General features: G+C 60.5%; 11 protein-coding genes and 1 tRNA gene. 4 read left to right on the forward strand and 8 right to left on the reverse strand.

From position 1 onward, the window contains the following. Position 1: 1 nt before the first annotated feature. Complete coding sequence (locus E6X30_RS02290) at positions 2–1,180, reverse strand: restriction endonuclease subunit S (protein ID WP_316335664.1); 1,179 nt, start codon at positions 1,178–1,180, stop codon at positions 2–4. Then, a complete protein-coding gene (locus tag E6X30_RS02295; RefSeq protein ID WP_316335665.1) occupies positions 1,173–3,173 on the reverse strand; it encodes a class I SAM-dependent DNA methyltransferase in 2,001 nt (666 codons plus the stop codon). The genes E6X30_RS02290 and E6X30_RS02295 overlap by 8 nt, the downstream gene beginning before the upstream one ends. Positions 3,174–3,783: 610 nt before the next feature. Between E6X30_RS02295 and E6X30_RS02300 the strand changes: the two genes are divergently transcribed. Beyond that, positions 3,784–4,629, forward strand: coding sequence for a hypothetical protein (locus E6X30_RS02300; RefSeq protein ID WP_316335666.1), 846 nt, complete (start codon positions 3,784–3,786; stop codon positions 4,627–4,629). A gap of 601 nt (positions 4,630–5,230) precedes the next feature. Here the strand turns inward: E6X30_RS02300 and E6X30_RS02305 are convergent. The 6 genes from E6X30_RS02305 to E6X30_RS02330 form a co-directional block, all read right to left on the reverse strand. Beyond that, on the reverse strand, positions 5,231–5,677 hold the full coding sequence (locus tag E6X30_RS02305) for a hypothetical protein (protein ID WP_316335667.1): 447 nt from the start codon (positions 5,675–5,677) through the stop codon (positions 5,231–5,233). Positions 5,678–5,709: 32 nt separating this feature from the next. After that, positions 5,710–5,785: transfer RNA gene (locus E6X30_RS02310), tRNA-Arg, on the reverse strand. A gap of 62 nt (positions 5,786–5,847) precedes the next feature. Continuing rightward, entirely contained in the window at positions 5,848–6,900 is a 1,053-nt protein-coding gene (gene tsaD / locus E6X30_RS02315) for a tRNA (adenosine(37)-N6)-threonylcarbamoyltransferase complex transferase subunit TsaD (RefSeq protein ID WP_316335668.1), read from the reverse strand. Continuing rightward, the gene (locus E6X30_RS02320; protein ID WP_316335669.1) at positions 6,891–7,670 is read right to left on the reverse strand and encodes a M23 family metallopeptidase; all 780 of its coding nucleotides are present in this window, start codon (positions 7,668–7,670) and stop codon (positions 6,891–6,893) included. Before E6X30_RS02320 ends, tsaD begins: the two co-directional genes overlap by 10 nt. A gap of 252 nt (positions 7,671–7,922) precedes the next feature. Beyond that, positions 7,923–9,017 (reverse strand): hemolysin family protein, encoded by a 1,095-nt coding sequence (locus tag E6X30_RS02325; RefSeq protein ID WP_316335670.1) that lies wholly within the window; start codon positions 9,015–9,017, stop codon positions 7,923–7,925. Beyond that, the gene (locus E6X30_RS02330) at positions 9,010–10,353 is read right to left on the reverse strand and encodes a hemolysin family protein (RefSeq protein ID WP_070436196.1); all 1,344 of its coding nucleotides are present in this window, start codon (positions 10,351–10,353) and stop codon (positions 9,010–9,012) included. Before E6X30_RS02330 ends, E6X30_RS02325 begins: the two co-directional genes overlap by 8 nt. Before the next feature lie 169 nt (positions 10,354–10,522). Between E6X30_RS02330 and E6X30_RS02335 the strand changes: the two genes are divergently transcribed. Genes E6X30_RS02335 through E6X30_RS02345 form a run of 3 tightly spaced genes read left to right on the forward strand, consistent with a single transcriptional unit; the run spans position 10,523 to position 16,104 of the window. Continuing rightward, positions 10,523–11,263 carry a response regulator transcription factor gene (locus tag E6X30_RS02335; RefSeq protein ID WP_316335671.1) on the forward strand — a complete coding sequence of 247 codons (741 nt, stop codon included), beginning with the start codon at positions 10,523–10,525 and terminating at the stop codon, positions 11,261–11,263. Continuing rightward, on the forward strand, positions 11,260–12,336 hold the full coding sequence (locus E6X30_RS02340; protein ID WP_316335672.1) for an ATP-binding protein: 1,077 nt from the start codon (positions 11,260–11,262) through the stop codon (positions 12,334–12,336). Before E6X30_RS02335 ends, E6X30_RS02340 begins: the two co-directional genes overlap by 4 nt. Before the next feature lie 45 nt (positions 12,337–12,381). Next, positions 12,382–16,104, forward strand: coding sequence for a multifunctional oxoglutarate decarboxylase/oxoglutarate dehydrogenase thiamine pyrophosphate-binding subunit/dihydrolipoyllysine-residue succinyltransferase subunit (locus E6X30_RS02345; protein WP_316335673.1), 3,723 nt, complete (start codon positions 12,382–12,384; stop codon positions 16,102–16,104). Positions 16,105–16,211: the final 107 nt, after the last annotated feature.

The raw sequence follows: 16,211 nt of genomic DNA on the forward strand, positions 1-16,211 counted from the left end.
TCTAAACCTTCTTCCGTCCCGTCACCACTTCAGTAATGAGCGCCGTCTTACGCGCCTTCAGATTCTCGATCAGCTCTGTGGCCTCCTTGATGAGGAAGTCCATCTCGGCAGTCTCGCGATCCAGCTCGTCCGCGATCTCCCGCTGCTTCTCAAGGGAAGGAACCGGGATCCGAAATCTCGACACTTTCTCACTAGTGAAATGAGGGATCGTCGCAGTGTCACACACCATTTCGATACGACCATTCATCTTGGCGCTTTGCAACATGTAGTACACGAACTTTGCGTTTACCATGGATTTTTTAACTCGAACCCGATTTACAGAGTTCTGAAATCCCATATTAGGTAGATCTTCAGAAAGCAACACACTACGTCCGTACCCGGCGCCGCCTTCCACGATCAAGATGTCCCCTTTTCGAAGGGAGAAGGCTTCACGCTCAGCCGCAGAGAATTCCATTCGCTTCTCTTCAACACTTAGATCCAGTCGACCAGCAGGTTGAATGTGAGCCGCACGCAAGTACGGCAAATCTTTGCTTTCTTCATCCGAGGACGCCGCAAGCATTTTACCGATTTTTATGTCTGCAATGATCCCAAGCGGCAAATCGTTGCTGCCTGAAGCATTCACGAGCGCATCAGTCTTCGCCCCCCTCCTCAGTTCCAGGTTTTCAATCAATTCACCAAGCTCTGTGGCGAGGTCGTCTATCTTGCGAACTTCATCGTCGAGGTAGTCCGCGATGCGTCGCTGAGTGGCATATCCGGGAACCGGAAGTTTCATCATGTCGAGCCACTCCGGACTCAAATCCCACTGATTAACACGAATACCCGTTGAGTGTGCTGCATAGTAATCAATAGAGTCTTGCGAACGTAACGCATAATGCATGAAAGTCGAATCATTGTCCAACAAAGGCTCGTAGACAAAATACGCAGGGGACACAATGCCTCGAATGGATGAAATCCCCAGCGACCCCTGCCATGCCTTCATCTTATTAAATACCAAGTCGCCTGGTCGTACAAGTTGATAATCTTCTAACGCGCCAGGTCGATTATGATTATCATCTCGATCAGTTTTTCTAATAACGCCGAAGTCTCTATAAACCGATAGCAGCTCTTCATGAGGATGCCCAATTCTTCGGGGAAGTCTCCGAAATAGCGCACCAAAAGGCGTTGGTTGCCAGTCAGTCATCTGAACGCACGTCCTTGAACTTCGTGTAGATCCGCTCGAGGGAGGCAGCTATTGCGGCGTCGAGCTCTTCGAGGGACCGGGTCTCCTCGGGTTTGTAGAACAGGCGGGTGAGGGGCAGCTCCGTGCCAACCTTTGCGGCAGATTCATCCCATTGCATGTCGGGGACGAACGGGAGCACTTCGCGTTTCATGTGCTCAGCAACGTTCTCGGTGTAGGGGATCCGCTCGGTGAGTTTAGTGGAGGAATCAATGACAGGATTCCCCTTCTCATCGAGCGATTCTGGTGCGTTTTCGTCAACGATTGCGAGTGCTGCCATGATGTGCTTCAGCAGAAGTGCGCCCATCTTGACCCCGTGCTTTCTCGCCTGGGCTTTCAGCGCCTTCGGCAGCTCGTTGTACGCTCGGCCAGCCATGTTGCGAACGACTGGCTCATGCTCGGAGAATGCCGACTTATGCTCAAGCGCCTGTTCGACCGTTTCATCGGTGACAGACACCGAATAGTGGGCAGTCTTGAACATCGGCACGTCGCGGTACGTGAGTTCGTCGGGAGTGACGATGATCGAGTGCTCGTTCGGTTCGAAGTTCTTATAGAGCTTTGTGATCTCCCGAATATTCGCATCACTGAGTTCCACGCGCTTTTGGCCCATGTTTTTGCGCATGGACGCGCACATCTCGGTCGCGTCAATGAACTGAATCTTCCCCCGCCTGCGGGGTTCCTTGTTGCGATCGAGAATCCACACGTAGGTCGCGATGCCGGTGTTGTAGAACATATCGTTCGGCAGCGCGATAATCGCATCCAGGATGTCGTTGCCGCCCTCGGCACCGATAAGGAATTTACGGATGCCATCAGGGCCCGACTCTGCATCGCCGGTAAACAACGGGGAGCCGTTGGTGACGACTGCGGCTCGCCCGCCTTTGGTAGGACCATCCGCGGGGGCGAGTTTGTGTGCGATGTGCATGAGGAAGAGCATCTGCCCATCACTTACTGACGGCAGACCCTCCGAAAACCGAGGATCACCCAGCTCTTGAAGCTCTTTGACTTTTCCCTGGAACGCCTTCCACGACGAGCCATAGGGAGGGTTCGCGAGGATGTAATCGAACTTTTGATCCTTGTACTGATCGTTCGTCAGGGAATTACCGAACTTGAGAACCTCCGGATCTCTGAACCCCTGCATGAGCAGGTCCGATTTGCCGAGTGCATACGACGACTCCTTGAGCTCTTGGCCCGCGATCACGACATCGATGCCCGGGTTGATTTTGCGGAGCGCGTTGCGCGCAGTAATGAGCATGCCACACGTGCCGGCCGTCGGATCGTAAACCGTGCGAATGATGCCGTCGTCTTCAAGCTCCGTGTCGTCCGAAGTGAACAGGATCGAGGTCATAAGCCGCACGGCATCGCGCGGCGTATAGAACTCACCGGCATCTTTCGCCTTGCGGGCGAACGAGCGGTACATGAGGTTCTCAAAGATGTCACCCATCGTGTGATCCTGGAGGGCTGCGTCGCTCATGTCGATCGAGGCGAAATGATTCACCATGTTCCACAGTTGATCGTTGCGATCAAGGAAGTCGATGAGCTTTTCGAACTCGAACGCATCCCAGATGCCCAGGATGTTTGCCGAGAACGAGTGGAGGTATTGCTTCAGCCCGGAGTTCAATTCGTCGTCCGAGGTTGCGAGACGCTCGAGCGATAGTTTCGAAGTGTTCCAGAACCGCAAATCAAACAGACTCTCGATCTTCATCGCAAGGACATGCGGAAGCGTACCCTTCGCGGTCTCGCGACTGACGAGGTCGAGTACCTGAGGCTTCGTAGGCTCGAGCCTTCCTTCGAGGCGACGCAGCACCGTGAACGGGATGATGTAATCGCCGTAGTTTTCCGCGGGAACGATGAGGCGAAGGAAATCGTCGGCAGTTTGCCACACCGCCCTCTCCAACACGTTCACCTTGGCCGTTTGTTTCGGAGTGATCGAATCGAGAAGTTCAGAAGTGTCGGTCATCGCCCGTTCCCGTAATTCATGCAACTGACCGTTCGATTCTCTCATAGCCGCAGGCTGGGATTAGCGGGCACCCTAGGCGAACACCTGGAACTACGCCGCGCTGCCACGAAGCGCGTCCAGGACTCGGATCCCGCGACCGTGACCTACGCGCCGAGCAAAATCACCACTCCAAGCACTGGACACGAAAGAGAAGATGGGTAGGCTGGCAGCATCAGGTCCAGTGGTTGCTGGACTCGTCCGGGAAACGGGCGGCGCACAACGCCGCGCTCCTTAAGTGGATCCGCCCCGGGGAGTCCAGGAGCTGCTGGATTTTTGACGAAGTCGCCCTTGCCAGCGAGACAATCGAAGGCGTCCACCTAATCATCCACAACAATCACTAAATGTCGAGTGGGCTCCTAACACTCCACTATCAACCGCCACACCAAACCAGCGATCGACGTAGTCGTGAAGATCAGCTTTCAGTGCAGTTAGACGTATCAAGTCTGTAATCGATCACGAATAAACACCGCACCGCCCCAAGCAACTTCACTCTCAAGACCAAGATCCCAGGGCTTGACACCATTCTTCCGATCATCTCAATTAGAAGATCATGATTGTGTAAACTTGAAATATGAGCAGCGAGCTAAAAGCTTTCATCATCGAAAACGGTGAAAATTGGATTCGCCGGATAAATAACCCAGGCGAAGCGCCACTGTCAGAGTCCGCGAAGCTCTACGACCCTACCCCTCTCCCTGGGGAGAAGATCGACCTGGCGACCTTCACATGGCGAATTCTTTCTCAAGGTGGCGAGGCATACGTTGCCCACCACAATTTCCTAATGGCGACCGCTGGGGGACTCTCCCTACGGCCCTCCTTCGTATTATCCCGCACAGCCGCGATTGCCGCAGTACGTACACTCTACATATTAAGCGGAGAATCACGCACGGAAAGACGAAAGAGAGCACTTCAGATCATGAATGACGACGCTGATACTCTTACGAAATTCTCAAAGATAGACTTTGATCACAAGAGTCGTGTCGATACCTCGTATCTGAGCAACACGGCTAAGTCGTATCAAAAAGCCATTGGTGATGAGTTGGAAAAGTTGGGGCTCAAAGCTCGCTCACACAAGTCCGACAGTGATCTTTTCGAGTTGGCAGCAGAGTGGTACGGCAGCAAACGATCTGAAGCTCTGGAGAATATCAGCCTTTATTGGAATCACTCGTCAGCAATTGTTCACGCACGCGCGCTTACTTGGAATACCGGCCTGGACACTCTTGAACTAGATGAGCAGCTTTGTAAAGCTTGGGGAGTGCCGGCAGAGCTACTCGAGTACGCATGGGATGCATGGCAAGCGGCCGTAGCACCGACCCGAACTCAATCGACCACGCCCGACGCACTTCCACTCGAACATAAACCCCTTAGAACACTTGCAAGGCGCCTGTTGACTAGGGGTCGCCGAGCAACCCGTTCATGAGACTCTGATCGGGTCTCATATCTTCACCTCCCGCTCCAGCACCCGATCAGGAATCATCACCTCACGGGCGGATTAGTCGAAGATGGGGACAGCGTAGACCGCGGTCTTTGCTTCTTCGGAGTAAACCTGGCTACTCGGGTAATGGGGGAGTGGATCACCGAAATTTCATCATCCTCCGGCTATTCGCGGCAGAGAACAAAGTGCACGTAGGAATCGTCGGACTTGGTATACCGACACTCGATGGTACTCTCTCCCCAACCCGGCCCCATCGAAGAAATCCAGCCCACTCACGACTACTATCGTGGCGGGCTGAACTGTTGGCGTCATGCTAGCAAAGTTTCGGCGCCGACGCGGCGGCGGCGACGCGAGACTCCTCAGGGGTTCTGCGAAGCTGCCCGCGGAAGCTACGCCACATTGAGCGTAGTTTGGCAAAAATGACTCGAGAATCAACCGTCGTTTCGGCGGGGAAATCGCAGGCAATTGGGGCTCTTGGGGGCCGTTACAGGATTCGAACCCACCATCGCTCAACGACCACTGCTTCTGCCTCAGCGGTGCCCTAGGTCATGCGAAGAACCCTCTCAGGCCAAAACGCCTTTGAGATTCACAAGTCAATTTCCCGCCCCAGCACCCAATCTGGAATCATCACCTCGCGGGCGTAGTAATCGAAAATGGGGGCGGCTTCTGCTGCGGTCCAGACATCCTCGGGATAAACCTGGATGCTCGGGTAGCGGGGATGGATCGCCGAAGTTTCATCGCCCTCCGGCTCTTCGCGACAGAGAACAAAGTGCACGTAGGTGCCGTCGGACCTGGTGTAACGAAACTCGATCGTGAGGCGCTCGGCAGTGCCCGCACACTGAAGGTACTGGTCGAGATAGTCGGGGATGGCAAAATCCTCGTCTGCCGGATAGTGCCACAGCACGAGCGAGTGGAGATTCTCGCCGTCCATGCGCTCGAGGGTGCGCTCTAGGCCGATTTCGCACTCATGCTTCGCCTCGTACGAGGTTTCACCATTGATCGTGAGGGCCGGTACCCATTCTGTATCCGTCATGAGGCGACTCTACCGCGACGGCAAAAAAATAGTGGCGCCCGCGACAGGACTCGAACCTACGACCTTCTGCTCCGGAGGCAGACGCTCTATCCACTGAGCTACGCGGGCAACCGTGCCAGTCTAGCAAGATCGGGCACGGGGCGCGCCCTGAGGGCGCGAAACGTGATGCGCTAGGCGGGAACAGGCAGCTGGGCGCCGTGAAGAACCGCCGACGGATCCGCCGCGATACCGAGGCCACTCGGCTCGGCGCCGCTGCGCACAAGAAGATCGCCGACGGCGGCAATCATCGCGCCGTTGTCGGTGCACAGGCTCGGCGGTGGCACACGAAGCTCAATGCCGAGCTTGTCGCACTGCTCCTGCGCCTTCTTGCGAAGATGCCGGTTCGCGGCGACGCCACCAACCATGACGAGGGTGCTCAGCTTCTTCTCCTGGCACGCCTTCACAGCCTTGGTCACGAGCACGTCTACGACCGCCTCCTCGAAGGATGCAGCAATGTCCGCGACGGGAACAGCGGCGCCGGTGCGCTCGATCTGCTCCACGGTCCGGGCCACGGCCGTCTTCACTCCCGAGAACGAGAACGTGTACGGGTGATCACCCGCACGGAGCATCGCGCGCGGGAACCGGAACGCCTCGCGGTCCCCCTCGAGGGCAGCCTTCGAGATTGCGGGACCGCCGGGGTAACCGAGACCGAGCAGGCGGGAAACCTTATCGAAGGCCTCACCCGCGGCGTCGTCGAGAGTGTCACCGAGGTGCACGATCGGGTCACGAACGAGGTCGCGAACCTCGAGAATAGACGTGTGGCCGCCAGAGACGATCAGGATGATGCTGTGATCGGGAAGCGGGCCGTGCTCGAGCGTGTCGGCAGCGGCGTGACCAGCGAGGTGGTGGACGCCGTACAGAGGCTTATCGAGAGCCCACGCGATCGACTTCGCCGCCGCGAGGCCCACGTGTACGGCCGTGGCAAGGCCCGGGCCGGAGGTTGCGGCGACGTGCGTGATGTCTTTCGGCTCAACGCCGGCGTCTTGAAGCGCGATCTGGAGAGTGGGGACAACCGCATCAAGATGCGCGCGTGCAGCGATCTCGGGAACGACTCCCCCGAATTCCGCGTGTTTCGAAGCGGATGAGGCAAGCCCCTGACCTAGAAGCTTTCCCTCACTGACAATGCCGAAGCCGGTCTCATCGCACGAGGACTCGACTCCAAGAACGACCGGGCTCAACGCCACAGCGACATCGGATCGACGTGGCTTTCGCCCTTCTTCAGGCCGAAGTGAAGGTGGCAGCCGGTCGAGCGGCCGGTGGAGCCAACCTTGCCCACCTGCTGGCCCTTCTCAACCGTGTCGCCCGCGCTCACAGATACGGATGAAAGGTGGTAGTACTCGGTCTGAGCACCGTTGCCGTGATCGAGCACGACGGCAATGCCGCTCCCGGAGCTCTTGTACCCGGCGATCTCGACGGTGCCGGACTCAGCGGCGTAGACGGGGGTGCCACAGTTCGCGCCGAAGTCAACGCCATCGTGCATTTTGCGATACCCGAGAGTCGGGTGAATGCGGTAGCCAAACGGTGACGTTATAGGCGCGCCAGGAGTGGGCTTTTGCCACTGACCCTCGCCGGCGACATCGCCAGCATTGAGAGCGCTTCCGGTGAGAGGCGAATCAGCCTTGGCCTCAAGGTTCCCCTCGATGGTGCTATCCGCGTAGCTGACCTGGTCAGTCTGGGTGGCTGCCGGGATCGCCGCGTTTGCAACGGGAGAAGGCGAAGCAACTTCCTGCGCCTTGGAGGCGACGGGCTGCGATGTGGCCTCGACACTCGAGGGAAGAGCCGTGCCCTGATCGGCGGCGGCAGCGGCGAGAGGAACGGCAATTGTCGCCGTGGCGAGGGCGCCCACAACGCCGACCTTCATGGCCGAGCTCGCAGCCTCCGAGTTGCGTCGTGTCCCCTGTGCCGGCTGGAGGGGCCTCATCTGTGCCCTTCCGGCTGCGCGATGCTTCGCCACGTTGAGTGTCCTTCTGCCTTGCCAATGTTCGGTGGTCGCGCGAGCATCTCTCGCGCGAGCTCTTGCGGAGGGGGAAGCTCCGCTTTTCAAGCCACTACTAACGTAGGCCCGCGAAGAGCCCCAACCGTCCCACCTGGCCGAGTGATTGCCGAATTTTTACCGTCGGCGTCTCTCCCATCACGGTTCAGGCGCGCAAAGCCCCTCCACAGCACTTAACTGCCCACAGTCACCCGTGACGAGCGTCACACGTCTTTACTGTGCGGGTGAGGGGCGCGCGGCCGTCGGTCGCGATCCCCCGAGCCGCTGACGCTGCATGACGTCATTGACTTCGCCCACGAGCTCTTCAAGGACGTCCTCGAGGAATACCGCGCCCACGCTGCGATGGTTCGCGGAGTCGACGCGAGCCATGTGCGCACCGTTGTACTGCATCGCGCGCAACACCTCTTCCACGTCGTCGTCGTCGGCAACCGACACGACCGCGCGCACCTTCCCGGGGCTTACCGGTGTGGTGTAGACGGCCGGGTCCTCGTCATCGAGCACGATCATGTCCTTGAGGTGCAGGTAGCCCACGAGGTCCCCCGCATCGTTCTTCACGCCGAGGCGGCTGAAGCCCGTGCGCGCCACGATCTCCTCGAACTCCTGGGGGGTGATGCCGTAGCCGACGGTCACCACATCATCCATGGGCACCATGACATCACCCGCAACGTGATCGGAGAATTGGATCGCTCCCTTGAGCAGACCCTGTTCATCGTCAAGGAGCCCCTCGCGTTCAGATTCGTCCACGATCGCGGCGATGTCCTCGGCCGTGAACTGTGAGGATACTTCGTTTTGTGGCTCAACTCCGATGAGACGCAGCGAGGCGTTCGCGGTGGCATTGAGAAGCCAAATCACGGGTCGGAGAATCTTGGTGAGCCACACGAGCGGGGGTGCGAGGAGCCGCGCCGAGCCCACCGGAAGCGCGATCGAAAGGTTCTTCGGCACCATTTCGCCGAGCACCACGTGAAGGTAGCTCGCGATCAGAAGCGCAATCGTGAACGAGATCGGGTGCACGAGCGCCTCGGGAACGTTGAAACTCTCGAAGATCGGTTCAATCAAGTGCGCGATCGCGGGTTCTGCAACCGCACCGAGCGTCACGGAGCACACGGTCACGCCGAACTGGGCGGTTGCGAGCATGAGCGAGACATGCTGGATCGCCCACAGCGCCGTCTTCGCGCCGGGCTTGCCTTCGGCCGCGAGTGGCTCGAGCTGACTGCGGCGCACACTCATGACGGCAAACTCGGCCCCCACGAAGTAGGCGTTACCAACGAGCATCGCAAGGCCGATGAGGAGCGCGGAAAGATCACTCATGGTCGTCCCCCTCCTCGTCGTCAACGCGTGCACGCGCTTCGTCAGAGAGCAGTTTCATATCGACCGTGTCCACGCGTCGGCCGTCGAGCGCAGTGACCGCGAATCGTACGCCGGGGACCTCCACGACGTCGCCAACCTGCGGGAGTCGCTCGAGGCGGTCCATGATGAGCCCGCCGAGCGTCTCGTAGTCGGGCGATTCGGGAACGATCACGCCCATATCGCGGCGAATTTCGTCGGGTCGCATAAGGCCCGAGAGGGTCCACTCGTCGATCCCGCCCTGCGCGAAACGTTCGGGCTCATCGGTGTCGTGCTCGTCAGATACCTCACCCACGATCTCTTCGATCACGTCTTCGAGGGTGACGATGCCTGCGGTTCCGCCGTATTCGTCGATCACGACGGCGAGCTGCGCACCCTGGGCGCGGAGGTCCTCGAGCAGAGAATCAAGACCGACGGTTTCAGGAACCCGTACGACCTCGCTCATGATCTCTTTCACGCTCGTGCTCGAGCGCTCGGAGCGAGGAAGCTTGATCGCCTGGCGCGCCTGCACGATACCCACAACGTCATCTTCGCTCTCGTCAGTCACGGGAAAGCGGGACTTGCCGGAGTCAGCGGTGAGGGCGAGCACTTCCGACGCCGGCTCGCTCATATCGATGCTGATCATCGCACCGCGGTGCGTCATCACGTCGGCGGCAGTGCGATCGGCCAGCTGTAGCGTGCGCGAAAGAAGAATCGCCGTGCCCTCATCGAGCGTGCCCGCCTGGGCCGAGTGCCTCACGAGCGAATCGAGCTCGGCGGGTGAGCGCGCAGCCGAGAGCTCCTCTTGCGGCTCGACTCCAAGCAAGCGCAAAAAGAAGTTCGCGGTCGCGTTGAACATCATGATGAGCGGCTTGAGCGCGATCGTGAAGCCGTGCTGAAGGGGCGCCACGATCTTCGCCGTTTCAAAAGGCGCGGCGATCGCAAGGTTCTTGGGGATGAGCTCACCGAACACGACCGAGAAACCGTAGGAGAGCACCATCGCGAGAGTGAGCGCAGTGGTGGCGACAAGTGATGCTTCCATGCCGGTGAAGGCGAGTAGGCTCGAGAGGACTTCGGTCAGCGGGTCTTTAACCGCGAAACCGAAGATCAACGTCGTGATGGTGATACCCACCTGGGCACCCGAAAGGTTCGTGGAAAGGTGCGTGAGAGCGCTCATGACGCCCCTCGCGCCTTTATCACCGCGCGCCACGGCCTTTTCAACCGTGTGCTTATCGAGCGCAACGAGGGAGAACTCAGAGGCCACAAAAATAGCGGTGCCGGCGGTGAGGAGAAGCCCCACGCCGAGGAGGATCCAGGTCATGATGCCCGCTCACCGCTCACGACACACAGGAATGAAGCGCCGCACGAGCGACCTCGGTGAGGGGGCATGCAACTTCGAGGGGGTGAATCGTTCTCGTTCATCGTAGGCGCCACTATAGTGCACGATTCCTTCACAGTGACGGGTCGATTCACACAATAGGCTTGGGAGCATGATGAGGACCTCAATCACCCCCGCGAGCGCCGCGGAGCACCACGCCCGGATCGTCGTTGTCGAGGATGAGCGCACGATCGCACGCACGATTAGCGACCGCCTGAGCGCTGAAGGTTGGGCTGTCGCCATCGCTCACGATGGCCCCTCGGGCGTCACGGCGATCGAAAACTTCAAGCCCGATGCCGTCGTCCTTGACGTCATGCTCCCCGGCTTCGATGGGCTCGAAGTGTGTCGGCGAGTCCGTGGTCTCGGCGAGTTCGGGGTACTCATGCTCACGGCCCGCGATGAAGAGGCCGACATGCTCGTGGGGCTCGGTGTGGGAGCCGACGACTACATGACCAAGCCCTTCTCGATGCGCGAACTCGTCGCTCGACTCAAAGCTCTCGTGCGGCGCGTGCGCCGAAGCTCCTCCGCACCCGCAACCGCCAATGCGCCCTCCACGATCGAGCTCGGCGACCTCCACATCGACCGCGATTCGAGGCGAGTCACGCGGGGCGGAACCGAGGCACACCTCACCCCCACCGAATACGACCTGCTCGTGTGCCTCGCACTCGCCCCCGGAACCGTGCTCACGCGCGAGCAGCTCCTCGAGGACGTATGGGACTGGGTCGATGCAACCGGAACGCGCACGGTTGATTCCCATGTCAAGGCGCTTCGCCGCAAACTCGGAAGCGATCTTGTGAGGACCGTGCACGGGGTCGGGTACGCGCTCGAAGTTCCGGAGGGCTCGCTCGCGTGAAGGTTCCGACGCAGGCTCTCGACGGATCGCCCCTTCAGCGCTTTGGCGCGTTCAAGGTCAAACTCGGGGTCATCGTTGCCGTCTCCGTGCTCGTTGCTGCCCTCCTCGGTTGGGCCGGATCGGCCGCAGGACTGAGCCCCCTGCTTTTCATTCCCCTCACGGTTTTCGCTGCGCTCCTCGTCACCCAGATCCTCGCGCGTGGCATGACGCGTCCCTTGCGGGAAATGACCGTCGCCGCAAAAGCGATGGCGATGGGTGACTATGGCAGGCGTGTCACGACAAAATCCCGCGACGAAGTGGGCCAGCTAGCGTCGGCCTTCAACTCAATGTCCGCCGAGCTCGCCCGCACGGACGAGCTACGCAGAGACCTCGTGGCCAACGTCTCCCATGAACTTCGCACGCCCGTCGCGGCGCTGAGGGGTCAACTCGAAAATATGGTCGACGGCGTTACCCCCGCCACGACGGAAAGCCTCGCGATCGCGCTCAATGAAACCGAACGCCTCACAAGGCTCGTGACCCACCTGCTCGACCTTTCGAGACTCGAAGCGGGAGTCGTGGATATCGAACGCGAGCGGATTGAACTCACGCCGTTTTTGCATGAGGCTGTCGATACCGCTCAGCTTGCCGCCCGGACCCAAGAGCGCGACGTGCGCTTCGTGATCGACGTGCAGCCGCAAGAATTGACCGTCGATGCCGATCCCGCACGCATCCACCAGGTCATCGCGAACCTCCTCGACAATGCGTCCAGGCATTCGCCGAGCAGAGGAACGATCTACGTGCGGGCGTGGAGGCTCGAGGACCGCGAGCATGTTGCCATAGAAGTGCGAGACCAGGGGCCCGGAATCGCCGAGGCCGACCGCGAGACCGTCTTCGAGCGGTTCGAGCGAGGTGGGAGCCCCGATCACAGCGGCGGTACGGGTCTCGGCCTCGCTATCGCCCGCTGGGCGGTCGAGCTGCACGGCGGAACGATCGACGTCATCGACCATCCCGGGCGTGGCGCGAGAGATCCGAGTTCAACGATTCGTGTCGTGCTACCGAGCACTCCCCAAAGTGAAGAGCGCACATTCCGTTAGTCTTGGTCGTTAGAAGTTTTCTCACATCGGAAGAGGCGATGGTCTGTGCATGAGGCCCACGAACAAGCATCGGACGAATCTTTCGGGCCGAATCAATGGCTTGTCGACGAGCTGCGCGCGCAGTTCGAGAAGGACCCCCGAAGCGTCGACCCCACATGGGCCGCGTATTTCACGTCCCACCCGCGCACGGGCACACACCCGGACCCCGAGACCGCCGCAACGACAAAGGCTCACGAGCCCGCTGAGGCACGCCCGGCTGCCAAGCCCGAACCCGCCGAACGCTGCTCGCGTGAAAAAGAGTCGACGGTGACCCACAGCCACAGCGGCATCTCGTCAGCGTCGGACCGCCCCCGCAACCCGACCACCGAAATCCCCGCCCTCACCGCGTTCGAACCAACCGAACCCGAGCCGAGCCGAATGCGCGGGCCCGCCGCCGCGATCGTCAAAAACATGGACGAATCGCTCACGATTCCCACGGCAACGAGCGTGCGCGACATTCCCGTCAAGCTCATGTTCGACAACCGCGAGGTCATCAACGGACATCTGCGCCGCATGCGCGACGGAAAAGTGAGCTTCACCCACCTCATCGGCTACGCGATGGTCGAGGCGATCAGCGAAGTCCCCGACATGAACAACGGCTTTGAAATGCGGGACGGCAAGCCCACGCTTCTCACGCGCGAAGACATCAACTTCGGCCTCGCGATCGATATTCGCAGGGCCGACGGCCGCCGAGGCCTCGTCGTGCCCAACATTAAAGGCGCCGGCCGCCTCTCATTCCGGCAGTTCCGCAATGAATACGACAGGATCGTGAAGCGCGCCCGCGCGGGCCAACTCACAATTGCCGACTTCGAGGACACGACGGTCTCGCTCACGAACCCCGGCGGCATCGGCACCGTCCACTCGGTGCCGCGCCTCATGAAGGGCCAGGGCGTGATCGTGGGCGTGGGCGCTATGAACTACCCGGCGGCGTTCCAAGGGGCAAGCCCCGAGACACTCTCACAGCTCGCCATCTCAAAGGTCATGACACTGACCTCGACCTACGACCACCGCGTGATTCAGGGCGCAACCTCCGGCGAGTTCCTCAAGGTCATGGCGGCCAAGCTCATGGGCCTCGATGGTTTCTACGAGCGCATCTTCACTTCGATGCGCGTACCGTACGAGCCGATCCAATGGGTTCCCGACAACCCGCTCAAAGATTCCGAGCAGGAAAAGTTCGCGCACGTCATGGATCTCATCCACGCGTACCGTACGCGCGGGCATCTCGTCGCCGACATCGACCCTCTCCAATATCGCCAGCGGAAACACCCCGACCTCGACGTCTCCACCTACGGCCTCACGCTCTGGGACCTCGACCGCACATTCCCCACGCGCGGCTTCGGCGGAACCGAGAGGGCGACCCTTCGCGACATCATCGAGAAGCTTCGCGATGCCTACTCGCGCACAACCGGGGTCGAGTACATGCACCTCACCGACCCCGAAGAACGACTCTGGTTCCAGGCGCAAATTGAGTGTCCTCGCGAGCCGTTCACGAAACAAGAGCTCACGCACATCATGGACCGCCTCAACGCCGCCGAGGCCTTCGAGCAGTTCCTTCAAACGAAGTACGTGGGCCAGCGGCGCTTCTCGCTCGAGGGCGGCGAAGCGATGATCCCGCTCCTCGACTCCATCATGTCGGGCGCTGCGCGCGCCGGGATGGACGAAGTGTGCATCGGCATGTCCCACCGCGGGCGTCTCAACGTCCTCGCAAATCTCGCGGGCAAAAGCCACGCGCAGATCTTCCAGGAGTTCGAAGGCACGGAGGATGCCGATGAACTCGGTTCGGGCGACGTCAAATACCACCTCGGCACCGAGGGCTCGTTCACGTCGTGGGATGGTCACAGCACAAAGGTGTATCTCGCCGCTAACCCGAGCCATCTCGAAGCCGTCAACCCCGTTCTCGAGGGGATCGTGCGCGCAAAACAAGACCGCTCCACGAACCGCACGCTCGACTTCCCCATCCTGCCGATCCTCGTGCACGGCGACGCGGCGTTTGCCGGCCAGGGTGTCGTGACCGAAACGCTCAACCTTTCCGAGCTTCGCGGGTACCGCACGGGCGGCACGATTCACGTAGTGGTCAACAACCAAATCGGATTCACGACATCGCCGGATTCATCGCGCAGCTCGTTCTATTCGACCGACATCGCGAAGGGCACGCAGCTGCCGATTTTCCACGTCAACGGCGACGACCCCGAGGCCGTCGTGCGGGCTGCTGAAATCGCATTCGCGTACCGTCAGCGCTTCCACCGCGACATCGTGATCGACATGGTGTGCTACCGCCGCCGCGGTCACAACGAGGGGGACGACCCGTCGATGACCCAGCCGCTCATGTACAAAATCATCGAAAACAAGCCGAGCGTACGCAATCTGTTCACGGCAACGCTGCTCGAGAGAGGCGACCTCTCCGACGACGAGCTTCAAGGCGTCGTCGAGAACTTCCACTCTCACCTCGAAAACGCTTTCGCCGGCTCCCGCGCGGGCGCCCGTGTGACGGGGGCGAGCGTTCGCGGGCTCGAGCTGCCCGACTCGCAACAGGCGAGCGAACCACCGCACGAAGCGCCCGCGTTCGACACGGGCGTGAGTCGTGACATCCTCGAGAAGATCGCCGACGCCCACGCCGCCTACCCCGACGAGTTCACGCCGCACCCCAAGATCGCGCAGCTCGCGACCAGGCGTATTGCGATGAGCCGCCAAGGCGGCATCGATTGGGGCTTCGGAGAGATCCTCGCATTCGGCTCTCTCCTCGTCGAAGGTTGCTCGGTTCGCCTCGCCGGCCAGGATTCACGGCGCGGCACGTTTACCCAGCGCCATGCCGTGTTCATCGACGGTAAAACCCAGGACACGTGGACCCCGCTGCAGCACATCGACCGCCAGCAAGCAACGTTCAGCGTGTTCGATTCCTCGCTGAGCGAGTTCGCGGCCCTCGGATTCGAATACGGCTACTCGGTCGAAGCGCTCGATTCCCTCGTGCTGTGGGAGGCGCAGTTCGGCGACTTTGCGAACGGCGCCCAAACGATCATCGACGAGTTCATCGCAAGCAGCGAGCAAAAATGGGGTCAGCGTTCCGGCGTGACGCTCCTGCTCCCCCACGGGTATGAAGGCCAGGGCCCCGACCACAGCTCCGCGCGCCCCGAACGCCTCCTCCAACTGTGCGCCGAACAGAACATGCGCGTCGTCGCCCCCTCAACGCCGGCGAACTACTTCCACTTGCTTCGCCGACAGGCAAAACGCCCACAAAAGCGCCCCCTCATCGTTCTCACGCCCAAGTCGATGCTGAGGAACAAAGCTGCAGCGAGCAGCGTCGAAGAATTCACCTCCGGAACGTTCATGCCGGTGGTTCCCGACCGAGGCCGCAACGCCGAGAGCGTGACGCGCGTGCTGCTGTGTTCGGGCAAGATCTACTGGGAACTCGACAAGGAGCGAAAGAAGCGCGGCGATGAAACCACGGCAATCGTGCGCCTCGAGCAGCTCGCCCCGCTCCCGAGCGACGCGCTGCGCGACGCCCTCGCTCCATTCGGCGACGTCCCGCTCACGTGGGTCCAGGAGGAGCCACTCAATCAAGGCGCGTGGGGCCACCTCGCGATGAATCTTCCCCGCGACATTTCCGCGCGGCTGCACGTGCTCGCACGCCCCGCCTCGGCGAGCCCCGCAGCGGGTACCATGAAGAGGCACCTTGTTGAGCAACGCGAACTTCTCGACCGCGCCTTCTCACAGGACACACTCGAGAGGTAGAGGGAAATCCCACTCGCGTAGGAGCACCATCGGGTCGTGGGCAAGCGTCGGAACCCCGCCCCAAGGCCTCCACCGCCGCAACCGCCATCGAAGCCAACCGAAGGGAC

Source organism: Dermabacter sp. (assembly GCF_032550575.1).
GTDB lineage: Bacteria > Actinomycetota > Actinomycetes > Actinomycetales > Dermabacteraceae > Dermabacter > Dermabacter hominis.